This window comes from Pedobacter cryoconitis (assembly GCF_003259615.1).
Taxonomy (GTDB): Bacteria; Bacteroidota; Bacteroidia; order Sphingobacteriales; family Sphingobacteriaceae; genus Pedobacter; species Pedobacter cryoconitis.
The window spans coordinates 491932-509094 of the sequence record NZ_QLLR01000001.1 but is presented as its reverse complement, the minus strand read 5'-3'; the positions used below and the strand labels follow the sequence as shown (position 1 = coordinate 509094).

Here is a 17163-nt window from a genome sequence, read left to right as displayed (position 1 = left end):
CAAATATTTTAAACAAATTTAATGTTTTCATTAACATTTCAAAGTCAAAAGCTAATATATATATTACACTTGGGTAAGGGACGGAAAATAGAAAATACGTATCTTTGCCCAATAAACTTTTGTGCTTATGATGCTAAATAACAAACTTACGACGAACCCCATCGATGCCTCAGAATTAAGTTTTGACGACTTCAAGACTATAGTAATCGATGATTACAGGATTGCATTCGAGAGCAGACAGGCTAGTTTACTAGGCCGTAAAGAGGTTTTAACAGGTAAGGCTAAGTTTGGCATTTTTGGCGACGGAAAGGAACTTCCACAAATTGCAATGGCCAAAGCCTTTAAAAATGGCGATTGGCGTTCTGGTTACTACCGTGATCAGACTTTTGCTTTTGCGACAGGTATATGTACCATTAAGGAGTTTTTTGCTCAATTATACGCTAATCCAAGCGTAGAAGCAGACCCGGCATCTGCGGGCCGTCAAATGAACTGCCATTTTTCCACCCGTTCACTTAACGAAGACGGTTCATGGAAAAACTTAACAGAAATGAAGAATTCTTCTTCTGATATTGCACCAACAGGCGGCCAGATGGCACGTTTGGTAGGTTTGGCTTATGCTTCCAAATTATACAGACAAAATCCGGAATTAAATTACCTGAAAAACTTCTCCGTTAATGGAAATGAAGTTGGCTTTGGTACCATCGGAAATGCCTCTACTTCTGAAGGGGTGTTTTTTGAAGCGATCAATGCTGCAGGGGTTTTACAGATTCCAATGGCGATGTCTGTTTGGGATGATGCTTACGGAATCTCAGTTCCGGCGAAATATCAGACCACTAAAGAAGATATTTCAGAGATCTTAAAAGGTTTCCAGCGTGATGAAAATAACGCAGGTTACGAAATATATAAAGTAAGAGGCTGGGATTATCCTGCCCTTTGTGAAACCTATCAGCAGGCTATTCAGATCTGCCGTGAAGAACATGTACCTGTTTTAATCCACGTAACTGAAGTTACACAACCTCAGGGACATTCCACTTCAGGTTCACATGAACGCTATAAAGACAAAGCAAGATTAGAATGGGAGAAAGAATTTGACTGTATCCGCCAAATGCGTCTCTGGATGCTTGAATCTGCTATTGTGACCGAAGAAGAATTAGTGATATTAGAAGATACCGCTAAAAAACTGGTTCGTGAAGCGCAGAAAGAAGCGTGGAATGAATTCCTTGGAGATATTAAAACAGAAAAAGATCAGGTGATCAGTTTGATCAATAACCTTTCTGATTCAAACCAGGCTTTATCAAAAATTGCAGGTACGCTGGGCGGAACACCGGATGCACAACGTAAAGAAGTTATTTCTTCTGCAAGAAAAGCACTTCGCTTAACCTTAAACCAGCCTTCTGAAGAAAGAAACCAGTTATTAAGCTGGTATCAGAAAGAAAAAGAAAACAACGAAGAGCGTTATAATTCCAAACTGTTTACAGATGGTAAAGAAAGTCCTTCTTTAGTGAATATCGTACCAGCCTCTTACCAGGACAATAGTAAAATGGTAGATGGCCGCGAATTACTGAATGCCTGTTTTGACGCTAACTTTGCACGCGATCAGCGTCTGGTCGCATTTGGTGAAGACTTAGGAAATATCGGTGATGTGAACCAGGGCTTTGCAGGCTTACAGGCTAAATATGGTGAATTAAGAATTACCGATACAGGGATCAGGGAAATGACTATTGCAGGTCAGGGGATCGGGTTGGCTTTGCGTGGTTTAAGACCAATTGCAGAGATTCAATACCTGGACTACCTGTTATATGCACTGAATGTTCTGAGTGATGATCTGGCTAGTTTATCTTACCGGACCAAAGGCGGACAAAAAGCACCGGTAATTATCAGGACCCGCGGGCACCGTTTAGAAGGGGTATGGCATTCAGGGTCACCAATCGGTATGATCTTAGGCTCTTTACGCGGATTACACCTGTGTGTGCCCCGTAATATGACTCAGGCTGCGGGAATGTACAATACCTTGTTCAGAGCAGATGAGCCAGCTTTAATGATCGAATGTCTGAATGGATACCGCTTAAAAGAAATGTTGCCTGATAACGTTGGGGAATATACAGTGCCTTTAGGAAAAGCTGAAATCGTAAGAGAAGGAACGGATATTACCGTAGTATCTTACGGATCGACTTTGAGAATTGTTGAAGAAGCAGCTGAAGAACTGGCAGCTTACGGAATTTCTGTAGAGATCATTGACCCTCAAACCTTACTTCCTTTTGATACAGATCATTTATGCGCATCTTCTTTACAGAAAACGAATAAATTATTAGTGGTAGATGAAGACGTTCCGGGTGGCGGAACAGCTTATATCCTGCAACAGATTTTAGAAAATCAGGGCGGATACTACCATTTAGATGCACAACCACAAACTTTATCTGCGAAAGCTCACCGTCCTCCATATGGATCTGACGGAGATTATTTCACTAAACCATCTGTTGATGATGTCCTGGAAACAATTTACCAGATGATGAATGCACATAATGCAGCAAAATATCCTGCAATTTTCTAATTCAGGACTCCATATTATATCACAAAGCCTGGTCCTTAAAGGAACCAGGCTTTGTTGTTTCCGGATGTTTCTAAGGCTGAACAGCTTTTAAAACGTTGATCGGGCCATAGCCTAGTTTTGAGTCTTTATTTGGATATAATTTAGCAGACTCTACCATTCTTTGTAATACCTGTTTATCATTCCACGATGGATGCGCAGACCAAACCAGTGCTGCGATACCTGCATTGATGGCTGTAGCTGCCGAAGAAGAACCTGAGAAACCATATTGACCTGGTGTATCATGGTAAACTGCTACCGCATTGTTTACGCCCGCTGAAGTTGCCGTAGTGGTTGTAAAATAAACCTTATCACCTTCATGGCACTCTTTACAACTCACCAGGCTTCCTGTAGTGCTGTAATCAGTACCTGTAACCGCAACAGTTTCACTCATCGAAGCCGGGAATATAACACCCACACTTTTAGGAATATCAATTACGAAGAAACCCAGATTAATTGGTTTAATAGACGTTCCGGCAGCAGCAAAGATCAGTTTGCCCTTACTTTTAGCATATTTTACTGCGTCTGCCAAAACAGATACATTAAAAATCCAGCCATTAGACATCGAGATTACCTTGACATTGTTATCATCAGCCAGCTTAGTTAAAGCACTGGCTACACCTTGCTGTTGTTTAGAACTCCATAAAGCGACAAAATCAGTTGCCCTGTAGCTCACCAGGTTACAATTATAGGCAATCCCAACTGGCAGGTTTACTTTTTTAGGCGCAGCAATCAAAGAAGCCATGCCCGTACCATGATCGGCGCTCATATCGTCTTTATTTGCGTATACGTCATTTGAACCCTTAAAAGTGCCAAAAAGTGTAATCGTTCTTCCAGCACCAAACTCCTGCGAGCTGAATGCAGTTTGAGCTTGATAAATTCCGTTATCAATTAAGCCAATGGTGATACCTTTTCCGGTGCTTACTTTCCACGCATCAGGGATTTTCTGATCTCCGTAACTTTTAGGAATTAATGGTTCACCGCTGCCTTGAATAAACCAGCCCGGAAGTTCTGCAGGATCTCCGCCACCAGAGCTCAGACTTTCTGTAGCAATAGCTGATCTGCTCTTCAACAGGAACTTATTATAATCTGCAGGTTCCACATAACGGATTACTTTAGATTTACGTAACTCCTGAAGCGTGCTTAAATTTCCGATTTTAACTACCATATTGGTCAGTACAGGACTTTCATATTGCAGCACGTTCTGTTTAGCCTCAGCAGTCTTTACCTGCTGCAGAATGCCGCTTTTGATGCCGTCAATATTCACTCCTGCTTTCTTTGCTTCTGATACACTAATGTTTGCCATTTGAGTTTCAGCATTTAAACTCTCCGTAACGGTATTGGACGACTGCGGATTTCCATAACCCACAGACAGTAAGCTATCCCCGTGGATAACCGCACTGTATAACAATTCATCACTTTGTTCATTCCATTTAAAATCGCCTGTTTTCTGCAAACTGGACTGAATAACTGCATTAATTTCCTGAACGGAATAAAGTTTGTCTTTTGGATGGAGCGCATCCTGATTGTTGTTGGTCAGGTTATCCTTACGACAGGATACCAAAACGACTAAAAATGTGGCGCACAGCAATGCCGCCCTCTTGTTGTTGGTTTTCATAGAAGCTTGTTTTTTATAGGTTAGATGGTATTCAATAGATGTATGTAAAGTAGAAATAATTAACCATTTAATTTAAATTCAGATAGTCTTAGTGAAAGATTTAACATAAAAAAAACGCCCTGTTATTTTTTAGATAACAGGGCGTTCGAAAGAGCAGGTTTTTAACTTATAACCTGCTCGATTTATTTCTTAATAACTGATCGGCAAGAACTAAAGCTGCCATCGCCTCGACGATTACAACTGCTCTTGGCACCACACAAGGGTCATGTCTGCCTTTGCCTTTGATCTCTGCGGCTTCACCAGCAGCGTTTACCGTTTGCTGATTGTGCATAATGGTTGCCACAGGTTTAAAAGCTACTGTAAAGTTGATTTCCATTCCATTAGAAATCCCTCCTTGTATACCACCAGAGAAATTAGTTAATGTTTTTGGCGCATGCGCTCCGTCTGTCAGGAAAATATCATTGTGTGCTGATCCCCTCATCTCACTTCCTGAAAATCCTGAGCCATATTCAAAACCATGTACCGCATTAATGCTTAACATCGCTTTACCCAGATCGGCATGCAGCTTATCAAAAACAGGCTCTCCTAACCCCGGAGGGCAATTGTGAATGATACAGCTGATTTTTCCACCTACAGTATCCCCATCTTTTCTCACGCTGTCAATAAATTCAATCATTTCATTTGCTGTTGCCGGATCTGCACAGCGCACGATATTTTCTTCCCGCTGTGCCAACAACTCAGCAATAGGCAAAGCCTCTAAATTAGGTGCATTGATGGTTCCTACAGCAGAAACGTGCGCAAAAATACTGATGCCATAATGTTGAAGTAACAGCTTGGCAATCGCGCCTGCCGCTACCCTGGCAGCAGTTTCCCTTGCAGATGAACGCCCGCCACCACGGTGATCCCGGATACCATATTTAGCATCATAAGTATAATCAGCATGCGAAGGACGATAAACAGTCTTATTATGTTCATAATCTTTCGAACGGTGATCTTCATTCGGAATTAAAAGTGCAATAGGCGTACCCGTACTCTGTCCTTCGAAAATACCCGATAAGATTTGTACCGTATCGCTCTCTTTACGCTGTGTAGTTATCTTGGATTGTCCCGGACGGCGTTTATCTAACTCCGACTGGATGAACTCCAAATCGATAGGCAATCCGGCAGGACAGCCATCTACGATAACGCCGATAGCCTCGCCATGTGATTCTCCAAAAGTTGAAATCCTGAATAAGTGTCCGAAGGTATTCCCTGCCATGTTTTTAATTTAAATTTGTAAACTATTCTATCAAACTAATTCCTGAACTGTGAAACCTGCTTCTTGCAAATGTTTCCAGAAATCAGGATATGACTTCTCTACCACGTGGAAATCTTCAATTTCTACTTCTTTGATTAACAGACTTAAAGGCGCAAAGGCCATCGCCATCCGGTGATCATCATAAGTTGAGAAACTTACCTTTTCCGGGAAGTTTAATCCTTCACAGTTTAAGGTATAAACCTCATTTTCTTCATTTAAAGTCACGCCAATTTTGGCCAGTTCATTCTGTAAAGCCAGAATTCTGTTGGTTTCTTTAATTTTAAGCGTTTCCAGGCCCGTAAAAGCAAGGTTTAATCCTTTAGCAGCAGCACAAACGATAATAGTTTGCGCCAGATCAGGACAGTCTTTTAAGTTTAGGATTGCAGAGGTTTGTGGTTCATTTGGAGTGGCCTTTAAAGCTATACCATTTACGGTTCTTTGTGTATTTACACCAAGGCCAGCCATAATGTCCTGGATTTTGCTATCTCCCTGTAAGCTTTCCTCTTTCAAGTTAGGCAGTTCAATAGCCGCCTGATCAGCGAGTGCAGCAATACTATACCAGTAAGATGCAGCGCTCCAGTCTGGTTCAACAGTCAGCGTTGCTGCCTGATATTGTTGAGGCCCTATATAGATATTATCGCCTGTCCAGCTATGTGAAACCCCTGCGGAAGCTAATAAAGCCAGTGTCATTTCAACATAAGGTCTGGAAGTTAACCCACCTTCAATATTTAAAGAAAGACCAGCAAGTAATTTTGGCGCAATAATCAGCAAGGCTGATAAATACTGACTGCTTACATTTCCTTTGATAGAAACCTCAGCGCGTACATTATTTAAACCTCCGTTGATAGACAAAGGAGGAAAGCCTTCATTTTTAGCATAGGATATATCAGCACCCAGACTTTTTAAAGCATCTACTAAGATACCAATCGGGCGCTCCTGCATTCTGGCAGATCCTGTAAGTAAAAATTGCTGTGGAATTGTAGACAAATAAGCCGTTAAAAAGCGCATTGCAGTGCCGGCATGGCCAACATCTACTGTTCTTCTTCCTTCAGGTTCAGTTGTATTCAGCTCCGTCAAAATCCTGTTTAAAGTCACTGTATCAGCGGCATCAGAAAGGTTATTCACCTTAACCAGTCCTTTACTGATCGCAGCAATAATTAATGCCCTGTTGCTCTCACTTTTAGAACCGGTCAGGTTTATCGTCGCATGGATATCTTTTTGTCCCTTAAAGGAAACAAGTGCATTCTTTTTCATCGGAGCATTTCGTGTTAATATTTTGTATTCAGAATTTTCGGAAGCTTTTCCTAATCTGCGACTAAGAAAAGCTTTTGAAAATTCAGGTGATTAAGATTTTGCAGCAGCAGTAGCTTCAACGATTTCTTCTTCAGTTTTACCTTCGTTCATGATCTCAGTTTGTTTTCTGATAGACTCACCGTGAACTAATTCTAAGAATTTCTCTGTAAAACCAACGTCTAATTTAAGTGCTCTGGCAAAAGCAGTCCCTTTTTTAAGGATTTCATCCCAGCGGTTAACTTGTAAGATAGTTACTTTGCTATCTCTTTTGTACTGACCGATTTTTTCAACAATAGCCATACGCTCACTTAATTTCTGAAGCATCACATCATCGATTTTATCGATCTGCTTACGTAATTCAGCTAATTTATCAGCAAAAGCTTCATTGTTGGATTCTGGATCACGTAAACTTAATTTAGCGATCAGTTCTTCTAAAGCAGCAGGAGTAACCTGTTGTTTAGCGTCAGTCCATGCAACAGAAGGGTCAATATGTGACTCAATCATTAATCCCTGCATGTCAAGATCTAAAGCTTTTTGAGAAATGTAAGGGATTAATTCACGGTTTCCGCAGATATGAGAAGGGTCATTAATGATTGGCAATTCAGGGCAAAGAGTTTTCAGCTGAATCGCAAGTTCCCACATTGGTTCGTTACGGAAAGAGCTTTTCTCGTAAGAAGAGAAACCACGGTGGATAGCTCCTAATTTAGTGATACCTGCATTGTTGATACGCTCTAAAGCACCAATCCATAGCGAAATATCAGGATTAACCGGGTTTTTAACTAATACAGGGATGTCAACACCTTTTAAAGCGTCAGCAATTTCCTGTACTGTGAAAGGATTAGCTGTTGATCTTGCGCCGATCCATAAAATATCTACGCCTGCTGCCAATGCTTCTTCCACATGTTTCGCGTTTGCTACTTCTACAGCAGTTGGTAATCCAGTTTCAGCTTTAGCTTTTTTCAACCATTCCAGACCGATACTTCCAATTCCTTCGAATTCTCCCGGACGGGTACGTGGTTTCCAGATTCCAGCTCTTAATACAGAAACTTTACCAGTTGCAGCTAATAAGTGTGCAGTAGATAACAATTGATCTTCAGTTTCTGCACTACATGGTCCAGAGATAATAAGCGGTTCGTTTTTAACGTTGATCCAGCTCGATAATGGCTGAATGTTTAAGTTTAATTTCATGATGAGGGGGATTTTAATGTGGTATGTGTTAAATATTTTGATTGCTGATTTGTGGTGTTTTAGACGGTGTCATTCTTTATATATTCGCCCATTATATTAAAGTTTACTGTGTATTTCAGTGCTTTGCGTATAGCTATATCATATTTTTCGCTATCTGCCCATTCCATATCGACGTAGAAATAATACTCACTTCTTTTTCCTAAAACAGGCATAGACTGGATCTTGCTTAAATTCACACTTTGTTCTGCGAAGATGTTCAGCACTTTCGAGAGTGCACCTACATGGTTACCAACCTGGAAACAGATGGAGGATTTATTAATTTCAGTCAAGTCTTCAGTTTTATCGTTTTGAAGGATCAGGAAACGGGTATAGTTCTTTTTATTCGATTCAATTCTTCTTTCTATAATATTCAGTCCATAAAGCTCGGCTGCAAGCGCATTGGCAATGGCAACGGTATCAGTCAATTGTTCGTCTCTGATCTTTTTTGCGCATGCTGCTGTATCTACACTTTCCACTACTTTAAGGTGTGGGAATTCGTCAAAGAAATCAATGCACTGACGAATAGCAATAGGGTGGGAGGTCACGTATTTTACGTCTTCCAATTTCACTCCTGGCAGGGCCATTAAGTGCAATTGTATAGGAAGGTAAACCTCTCCGGTCACTGCAAAATTGTATTCTCTGATCAGCGTGTAGTTTGGTAAAAGGCTGCCAGCAATAGAGTTTTCGATTGCCATCACTACGTAGTCAACTTCCCGTGCCTCAAGCACTTCGCATGTTTGTTTAAAGGAATTGCATTCGACAGTTTTAATGTCATTACCAAAGAATTTGAAAGCAGCTTCTTCATGAAAGGAGGCTTTAATACCTTGTATTGCTACTCTTGTTACTTTTTTCATCAGTATATAATTTTTTTTAATGGTGATGAAGCTATCATGTGCTACCCGGTTTTGTTTATTCCGGTTAGTTTTCTGCTGCACATGATGGTTTCATTTTATAATCTCCTGCGTTAATTTTTGCTTTAAACAAAAAAAGTCCCGGCAGGATGCCGGGACTTTTCATATACAATTTATGTTGATTTTTTTGATTGCATATCAGTCCCGGCTCTTACTAAAATAGTAGAAGTAGCTAAACCAATATGTAGTGATGTTTCTCATTTTTTTCTTTCGTGGACTCTGAAAACAGAACCCTTTATTTTTAATCTTTGTTTTTTCAAATGTAGCAACAAAATTTAATTTGTCAAATTTAATTTAAAAAAAATTATTAATGGTGGCTTAATGCTGTTGAATGGGCATACGAGACAATATGAAGGCTTAGTTTTTAAGGCTGATTTTTAGTTTTTTAAGATTGAAGTTGAATTGTAACAGCGATAATCGTTATCGATTAAGAACTTAAATTCAGGGGTTTCCGAACCTGGAAGATGGAGTAGTGGTTAAGATAAACTCTTTACATTAGGATATTATTCGTTGTAAAAACTCGCTAGAAATCCGGTGAAATTGTTCGAGACTTTATAATATTGTTTTTCCTTTATATTCAAAAATTCGGATTCAACCAGGTAAATAGTCCCATAGTCCTCGCTATCTAAAGAGATTAAATAAATGTTATCACCATTATCAAAGGCGAAAGGGATTTTTGGGCCAAAGGTAATTCCACTTTTTTTATACTCAGAAATCATTTCCTCAATTGGGGCAGTTCCATGTTTTATTTGTATAAACCCACTTATTGTGAATAAGTGATTTATTCCTTTGACATGCTCAAAAGGGGGATAACCACCATTGCTCTTCAAATAATGTTTCTTGAAATCTTCAGGTAATGTTAAATTGATTTTGGTTTCAAAATCTCTTAAATCTTCTAGAGAAAGGTTCTGTGAGGTCTGTTCAAATTCCATTTAAAGCGTATTTCTACATGTGTTTTTTATAACAATTCAAATCCTTCAAAATCATTATCTTCATCATTTTTAATAGTATTTAACTTATTTAAAAATCCTTCGAGATCATTGGAAACTGGCTCTATAATATGTAAATCGAATTCATTTTTAACATCCGGATTTACTATCTGATCGCCCTCAATTATAAATCTTTCTTCATGATTCCAAAATACTATTTGTGGATTCTCCTTATTCATTCTGTAATCAAAGCATATATAATTTCCCCCCGGATCGGCAGCAAAAGGAAAAATATCAGGTGGCAGTTTGTCTTCAATGTTCTTATATTCAGCTAATACATTATCCTTACTATCAAGATTAAAATTTAACAGTTCTCCAAAACTCTTACCTGCTGAAAACTCTGTATCAAATGCTGTCTTTTCCGGCACGCCGGAGTTATAGTTTATTACCAGCCAATAAAAGTCTCAGGGAGTTTTATACCCCATTCTTTTTCAACTAAAAGAATAGCTGATTTGTCTTTTAAGGGCTTTACGAACTTCCAGGTTTTGTTTTTATAATTCATTTCGATAAGTATATCTTAGAAATTCCTATCAGGATAGGGTAGCTACTTTTTAAATGTTTCTATTTTATAACTTATTACAGCATCATTCAGTGGAGTGTTTAAATGAACAATAAGGTCAGGCATAATATGTAGAAGTATATTTTCATCTAATGCCTTAACGTGAAAAATGCCATCATTAACTCTTGCTCCATTATTTTTGATTAGAAAATCTTTATAATCGCCTGGAAGTTTAATATCTGATTTATCTTCAAGTTCTTCAATGGTTTTAATATCTCCTTCTCCAAACCTTTCTATTTCCATTATTATCTATTTGTTTATTAAAGCATACCTTTAATCAGGCAATTTCATTTCTGTTTTTATCAATAAGTGGAAGACCTACTCTTTTTCTTCGCTCGTTAACTGAAGCGAGTTCATCTGCAGATAATTCTGGCTCTTCTTCTTCCTCCTCTTGTCTGAGATATAAGTTATTAATAAACTCTTCAAATGAGTTTGCTATCAATGACTTATCTGCATTGATATCTCCCTCATGATGCCAATAGTATATTTTGCCTTTTGTTTCTGGTTCCAGAGAATAAAATATGATATCTCCGGGATATCCCTCGAACAAAGGGAAAAACTTCCAATTCAATTGCTCTTCTATAAAGTAAGTATCAATAGCATCTTTTACGCTATCTGTTCCATCTCCAAAGCCAAAGATCAATCCTAATTCTATCTCTCCACTAGATAAAAAAGAAGATTTCTCAATTGCCTTTATCATCACATAATTCTTAAAAGTAGAGAACCCATATTCCTTGATAAAATCTATCACACGTTGTTCGGGTAGAGCACCGACTACGCTATCAGCATAGGTCAAATTATCATTTGCATTTTGGTTCTTATTTCTTTCATCAAGGAATTTAACTCCTCCCAGATCTGTAATTTTTTTTTGAATGCTGTTCATAGTTAGGGTCTTATAAGCCAAATAATTCTCTCATATCAGATGCACTACCTTTATGAGGGATGTTACCATGTAAGTCTTTAGGTATTAATTGAATTGTTTCATTATCTAGATGGTGAGGAGTTAGTTTTTCTTTTGAAAGCCAATCTGTAACCTCTTTCTGCGTTTTGAATCCATAGTCTTTTTTCATTTGATTATAAATCTTTCCGAAATCGCTTTCGGCACCAGTCATATTTTTTACCTTAAATTCATCTACTTTCCATTCGCTAAAATCTGGTCTTCCATTTTTAAAAGGGATTGGTTTGTTACCAGTTATTGCATTAACCTTAGGTCTGCTCGATTTCCATAAACCGTCACCTGGTTTTCCTTCAACCCATCTACCTTTAGTTTGGGGTAATCTTCCTTTTTGATACCCATTATGTACCAGTACCCCATCCTCGGTAACAAAGTAATTTTCATTGTCTAAAACATCGAAGTTATAAACCACAGCACTTTTGCTGATCAACCCAATGTTCTTAATCCTTACCTTTCCCCCGTCAATTCCTTCCAGTTCATCCAGTGCGGTAATCGACTGGATCTCGCGCCACTCATTTTCTACCAGGAAACGATGTTCCCGTGTTACTTCAAATATAGTTCCATTTCCCAGTTCAACAACCATCATACTCAAGGTTGTGCGACGATGTGTTGCTGTAATCGGTTTCAGCTCTCTTTGTCCGTTTTCTTCATTCAGTGTCCAGACTAATGTCCCAATAGCGATGTCCTCAATAGCCATCACCCCATTCCCTGTATGTACCGGAGTACCTGCAGGGAAACAAACCAGCGAAGCTCCTTTGGCGGCGAAAATTGCTAACACCAATTCCTGACCACTCGCCAATAACTTATCCGTAACACTCATCTCATCGTTCGTCCAGATATCAGCCTGACCCTTATAAGCCCCGAACATACCGAATCCGCGCATTCCTCTGCAAAACCAGCTCATCTTACCAAACAAAGAAGCCGGGTTGAACATAGATCCCATTTCCGTTCGCGCAATAGTTAAAAACTCCGCGCCAGCAGCTCTGATACCTTGTGTACCTAACGTTCCCGCCATGCTGCCCAATCCTCTGCCCGCTAAAAAGCCGAAAGCAAAATTGGCAATATGCCCCACATTATTCATTGTGGTACTCATCATCGCTTCCCAGAAAGTAGCTTTAATATCAATCATCGCCCCTTCCGGAGGGCAACTTAACTGACTTTGACCAACAACCAGCCCTTCATGATGATGTATCACCAGATTAGGAGAGGAGTTGACCCAAATCCTTGCTGCAGCATTTGTTTTACACTTCATATAACCGGCACCAATAGCGAGTAATAAAGCACCGCCGATAATTAAAGCCAATGCCCAGCCTGCTACTGGCACAGCAAGTAACGCTAAAGCAGCAACCAGTAAACCTGCAATCGCTCCCGCCATAAATGCCATACTACCCAGGCAAATAAATACATTACCTAACATCTTATCCTGCGTTGTTGCTGCAAGATTGCCACTAAAAGTAACCTGCTTTTGACTGGTTACTTTCATCTGTTTGAACATTGCACCTTTAGGGCAAACTAAATAATGCTTTTCCGTTAACCATTGTAATTCCTCGTCAGCCATAACTTATACGCTTTCCAGATTTAGATATAAATCTGATTTATAGTCATTATTTATTTGCTCGAATACCTTCATTTCCGCGGATTGTAATACCCCGGTATGGTCATAATTGAAACTGGCCTGTGTATAATGTTTCATATCAAATTCCTTTTGGCCGGTTACTTTTGCGATCATCTGCTTATCAATTTTACCTTTCTCATCTAAAGAAGACTCCACATGAATGATATAACCATTATCCGTCTTTTCAGAAGTATAAGTCTGGTTCACGGGAATTAAAAAACCGATGCCCATCCGATCTCTTTCCTCCTTTTTCTGTTCATAAACAACCCCATCTGCCGTATAATTGAAAGCGTATAAGAACAGGTGCATAAAATGTGTGTTTTCCAGATTTTCAATTAATTCCGGAGGATTAGCCAGCTCACGCTCTTTATGCCTGATAATTTCAAAAGCAGCAATAGGATTGGTCTGCATCAGCTCCTTTTTAAGCTTATCCCATTTTGTTTTGATCTCAGGCATGTTTAATAACCCTTTGATTACTCCGCTGCTATTGATACAGATATGTTGCCTGCTATAGATATAAGCCAGTTTATTTACATATTCTATCAATTGATAGGTATTAGGATCATAATACTCCGTTAACTTTACCTCCCGTTCTTCCAGTACATATTCCTGTAATTCAGGCTTAACTGCATTTTTTCCATAACGTGAAAGCACATAAGTTCCGGTTGTAGAAAAGCTATCCATCATGGTCAGCATTTTTACATTTCCCCTGACAACCAACTGATAACTCTTTTCTGATAGTTTATCCATAAAATTAAGAGTTGATTTTTACTGGTGAACCATCAATTACTGTATTGCTCCCTACTATGCTTACGTCTTTACCATTTACGTTGACCTTACTTTCCCCGCTCATTGATAACTCGCTTTTTGATGAGATTGATAACCTAGTTTCAAATTCCATACTGCCATTCTTGGTAGGGGCACCGTCCCCGGTAAGCTTGAAATCATCTGCCGCACGTATTTCTATATTTTTGGCCTGTATAATAATCTTATCGGCCGCTTTATCCATAATGATCATTACATTACCTGTTTGCAGCTTAACTGTATTGTCAGAAGTAACCGTAATTGCATTATTGCCGTCAATTAAAACATGGTTTAATCCCGTTTTATCTTTCATCAGCATGCCGCCGCCATCGTCGAGTGTAATCGTATGTCCGCTTTTAGAAGTCAGGCTTTTGGTATTATTGCTTCCACTACCTCCACTGCCGCTTTTACCATGGAAAACACTGCCCATCACAATCGGACGTGCAATATTTCCTTCCTCAAAAGCAATTACCACCTGATCACCAATTTCAGGGATAAATACGAACCCTCTGTTTTTACTCACCTTTTCGGAACTTCCCGCATCTGGCGTTAATACCCTGAGCCACTCAGTAACATCGTTACAGCCACATTCCCATTTGAATTTCACCTTGATTCTGCCATTGCCAGAAGGATCATTATTCTCTACCACATTGGCCAGTTGTATATCCGGCTGCGGTTGAGTTGAATCTTTTACCGGAACACGGTCGGTATCTGCAGAAATAGCTTCAAAAGAATTTTGATAATGTCCAACTCCATCTACATGGTGATAAACTGAGGTAACCAGGAATTTTCCGAAATCTTCTACTGAAAAATCATTTAACTTTCTGGTGCTCATACTGATGTCAGCTACACAACCTAAGCTTACCTGCGGATTGTCACCAGTGCCATTGATATGCAAAAGGCCTGCGATCAGCGAATCCTGTTCATTTTTCACAAAGGTGTCTATCTCCATTTTATTATCAACCCTGGTGACCAGCGGTTGGTTAAAAGCTTTGCTATAAACATTATTGGATGCAGCAATAGCATGGGCCATATCTGGTGATCCGGAACTCTGACCTTCTCCGCTGGCAGATAATAACTCGTCTTGTTTCGGGTTATAAGAGAACTTTTTATACTTCAGCGGCGCAATTTGTATCCCATATTGAATATTACTGATGTCCCGTCCATAAATCAACTTTACTTGTTTCAGATCGTCTGGCTTTCCGAAAACCAGTGTTGTCCCATCGTAGAAAAACCACTCATGATATTGAGCAGCAAGCCTGTTGATGAATTCAAAATCACTTTCCCGGTATTGAATCAAATAATCGATAGGTGAGGTGCGGCTTGGCTTTATCTTCATATTCAGATCATTGACAGGGACTTCTTTTGTTGCCTGATCAATGATTGATTTAAGGTCTTTATTCAGGTAAGATCCCAGGTCAGGACCACGGTCAATCAGGATGGTCGGGCTAAATCCTGAAAGGATAATATCTCCCATTAAACCATGTGACTGCGCAATTTCAACCTTGGTAATAATTCCCGAAAAGCGGTTTCCTGTACCCGGCAGCGTACCAAATTCTATAGCTATATTTTTACCTATGAAATCTTTGGAACGGTTCAGCGAAACTGAACCAGGTAATTCAATCTGATCCTGATTAAAGCGAAGTTCGAACGTATGATGCTCATTAAACTTCTGGTATAAATTGAAACTCGAAAAGGTCGGTATAGGTGTACCTTCAATATTGATTTCTACTTTTACTTTATTCTCCATGGTAGTCGTTTTGTAAATGCTTTATAAATATTTTAGTTCTTTACACTTACCCGGTAAATCGCAATTTTGAATACGCCAGGATAAAAATGTACTTCAAAAGGTGGTCTTGCAATGCTCCTTGTTAAACTAACCGGGATCATTCGTTCGCTATAATTATGAACCTCAATAGTATTTCCTTTTTTCAAATAACCATTGCCAATCATCGTATCAATGTCAAGCGGCTTTACATGGATACAACCATGCGATTCTGCCAGTTTGATTTGAGCACCTCTATTGATGCTGGTCAGATATTCATCAGGTGGGGTGGTATGAATAAAATCACCCAGAACCTGTTCCTTACCATCCAGCCTCCAGTTGTGATTGGTGTCTTTGAAATATTTAACGGAAGTATGCCCGAAATCATTGAAGATCCAGCGGTTTGGGAAAGTGTTCCGGTTAGCGATTGCTGTGTATTGCTGCCTGATATATTCGGTAACCTGTTTTTGCTGGTTTTTATATTTGCCCCATTGGGCATTGACAGCTGTTAATCTTACCCAGGCTCCTCCATTTTTGACCATGGTCACCTCACCGTCAAAGCGCATTTCTGTTCCCCAGGCAACGCCGGACCAATACGCATATTTGCCGTAACTTACATGTTTGCCAATACTGTTGATGACATAACGCCCTTCGCGGGTAGCGGTTTTTGCATGACCGTCCCCACCTGGCTTTTCGCTGGAAGGGCCACCGTGCGCATCGTACTCATTGATCTTAGTGATTAAATAAGAAGCCATAAGTGATTCCTCCGGTTATTTAGACCTGACTATTTTAATGGATGAAATTTGATTAGTGAGCGATTCCGGGCTATCAGAAGCCTGTATATTCAGATATACATGTTTTTTCTGATGAGGGAAATGATTTTTCAGTTCAATAATGACTGGAAAAGGCATTTTTGGGGCAGGAAACAACGTATCTCTCGGTGTTACCGGACCAAAATGTGCAATCAGCTCTTTAAAGGAAAGTTTAGTCCCTATGTTTTCTGGTATAGAAAGGCTGACGAGATCGTTCTGATCAGCAGCCGGACTTATACTAAGCTCAGCAGTTATACTACTGTCGGGGATTGCTTCACCACTTTTATAAAATGATAATGGAAAGTAGCGGGAGAAACTATCAGTAAGTACTTTGAGCCGGGCAGCGCTAAATCTTTGATCATCAAATTTACTTGCAATACTATCTATGTAAATGATTACCTGATCATTTGCAGACAACTTAGCGGTTGTTACATCTTGCCGGGTATTTACAGTTTTGGATTCAGGCTGTTTGCAAGCCAGGACCTTGCTGATAAGTAAGGTGGCCACGAGCGCTTTCAGGCAAGTGTATTTAATAACGCGATTTTTCTCTGTTTGATCATCCATGTTTTTCAGGTTGTTAATAGCTTACAAATCCTAAGGAGACTTGAGGGCTTCATACGAAAACTTCACCATGAACAAAATGCTGTTAATGCTGACATTTTAATTAAGGTAAGAACCGGGAAACAGGACCAGTCAATCAGCTGGTATGGAGATTAATTGTGCTTTGAAAG

At 39.6% G+C, this 17163-nt stretch carries 15 protein-coding genes; 1 reads left to right on the top strand and 14 read right to left on the bottom strand.

Annotation, left to right across the window (positions count from 1 at the left end; genetic code table 11):
* Positions 1–127 precede the first annotated feature (127 nt).
* Positions 128–2551: an alpha-ketoacid dehydrogenase subunit alpha/beta gene (locus LY11_RS02200; RefSeq protein ID WP_111632079.1), complete on the top strand. Its 2424-nt coding sequence runs from the start codon at positions 128–130 to the stop codon at positions 2549–2551.
* A gap of 70 nt (positions 2552–2621) precedes the next feature.
* On the opposite strand, the gene LY11_RS02195 is transcribed toward LY11_RS02200, so the two are convergent.
* From LY11_RS02195 to LY11_RS02130, 14 genes are all read right to left on the bottom strand, one after another.
* Positions 2622–4205: a S8/S53 family peptidase gene (locus LY11_RS02195; RefSeq protein ID WP_111632078.1), complete on the bottom strand. Its 1584-nt coding sequence runs from the start codon at positions 4203–4205 to the stop codon at positions 2622–2624.
* A gap of 166 nt (positions 4206–4371) precedes the next feature.
* On the bottom strand, positions 4372–5463 hold the full coding sequence (gene aroC / locus LY11_RS02190; RefSeq protein ID WP_111632077.1) for a chorismate synthase: 1092 nt from the start codon (positions 5461–5463) through the stop codon (positions 4372–4374).
* A 30-nt stretch (positions 5464–5493) separates the two neighbouring features.
* Positions 5494–6756: a 3-phosphoshikimate 1-carboxyvinyltransferase gene (gene aroA / locus LY11_RS02185; RefSeq protein ID WP_111632076.1), complete on the bottom strand. Its 1263-nt coding sequence runs from the start codon at positions 6754–6756 to the stop codon at positions 5494–5496.
* A 90-nt stretch (positions 6757–6846) separates the two neighbouring features.
* Positions 6847–7983, bottom strand: a complete 1137-nt coding sequence (locus LY11_RS02180) for a chorismate mutase (protein WP_111632075.1) — start codon at positions 7981–7983, stop codon at positions 6847–6849.
* Between the two features lie 59 nt (positions 7984–8042).
* Positions 8043–8876, bottom strand: coding sequence for a prephenate dehydratase (locus tag LY11_RS02175; RefSeq protein WP_111632247.1), 834 nt, complete (start codon positions 8874–8876; stop codon positions 8043–8045).
* Between the two features lie 560 nt (positions 8877–9436).
* Positions 9437–9865, bottom strand: coding sequence for an SMI1/KNR4 family protein (locus LY11_RS02170; RefSeq protein WP_111632074.1), 429 nt, complete (start codon positions 9863–9865; stop codon positions 9437–9439).
* A 26-nt stretch (positions 9866–9891) separates the two neighbouring features.
* Positions 9892–10308 carry an SMI1/KNR4 family protein gene (locus tag LY11_RS02165; RefSeq protein ID WP_394340907.1) on the bottom strand — a complete coding sequence of 139 codons (417 nt, stop codon included), beginning with the start codon at positions 10306–10308 and terminating at the stop codon, positions 9892–9894.
* Between the two features lie 158 nt (positions 10309–10466).
* Positions 10467–10724 (bottom strand): SMI1/KNR4 family protein, encoded by a 258-nt coding sequence (locus tag LY11_RS02160; protein WP_111632072.1) that lies wholly within the window; start codon positions 10722–10724, stop codon positions 10467–10469.
* Between the two features lie 34 nt (positions 10725–10758).
* Positions 10759–11364: an SMI1/KNR4 family protein gene (locus tag LY11_RS02155; RefSeq protein ID WP_111632071.1), complete on the bottom strand. Its 606-nt coding sequence runs from the start codon at positions 11362–11364 to the stop codon at positions 10759–10761.
* A gap of 10 nt (positions 11365–11374) precedes the next feature.
* Complete coding sequence (locus LY11_RS02150) at positions 11375–12994, bottom strand: polymorphic toxin-type HINT domain-containing protein (protein ID WP_111632070.1); 1620 nt, start codon at positions 12992–12994, stop codon at positions 11375–11377.
* A 3-nt stretch (positions 12995–12997) separates the two neighbouring features.
* A complete protein-coding gene (locus tag LY11_RS02145; protein ID WP_111632069.1) occupies positions 12998–13801 on the bottom strand; it encodes a hypothetical protein in 804 nt (267 codons plus the stop codon).
* 4 nt (positions 13802–13805) lie between these two features.
* Positions 13806–15605, bottom strand: a complete 1800-nt coding sequence (locus LY11_RS02140; RefSeq protein WP_111632068.1) for a type VI secretion system Vgr family protein — start codon at positions 15603–15605, stop codon at positions 13806–13808.
* Between the two features lie 32 nt (positions 15606–15637).
* Positions 15638–16375 carry a hypothetical protein gene (locus LY11_RS02135; RefSeq protein ID WP_111632067.1) on the bottom strand — a complete coding sequence of 246 codons (738 nt, stop codon included), beginning with the start codon at positions 16373–16375 and terminating at the stop codon, positions 15638–15640.
* Between the two features lie 15 nt (positions 16376–16390).
* Positions 16391–16996 carry a hypothetical protein gene (locus LY11_RS02130; RefSeq protein ID WP_111632066.1) on the bottom strand — a complete coding sequence of 202 codons (606 nt, stop codon included), beginning with the start codon at positions 16994–16996 and terminating at the stop codon, positions 16391–16393.
* Positions 16997–17163: the final 167 nt, after the last annotated feature.